The sequence below is a fragment of the Pantoea sp. QMID4 genome, assembly GCF_030270445.1.
GTDB classification, from domain to species: Bacteria; Pseudomonadota; Gammaproteobacteria; order Enterobacterales; family Enterobacteriaceae; genus Pantoea; species Pantoea vagans.
The window spans coordinates 1-255 of sequence record NZ_BSXL01000051.1; the positions used below are offsets into that span (position 1 = coordinate 1).

The window sequence follows — 255 nt, forward strand, 5'->3', positions numbered from 1 at the left end:
TGGGCGACGCGGACAACGCCGCCGACCTCACCACCGCCAGCGTGGCCTCCGCCTACGTTGATACCGTCTCCGTGGGCGCCGGCTCCCGCCTGGTCTGGCAGAAGGACGCCGACTGGCACGTGCTGACGCAGGGTGATGACGCGGTCAGCAACGCAGGCACCCTGGTGCTGAACGGCGGCAGCACGCTGGGCAGCAGCGTGACGAACACCGGCACCCTCGCCCTCAGCGACGAGCAGGGAAGCGCCGCTGAAATCA

General features: G+C 69.8%; 1 protein-coding gene. It reads left to right on the plus strand.

Annotation, left to right across the window (positions count from 1 at the left end):
• Positions 1-255, plus strand: a 255-nt coding sequence (locus QSK07_RS22790; protein ID WP_285723311.1) for a hypothetical protein, incomplete at both ends; no start/stop codon positions are given.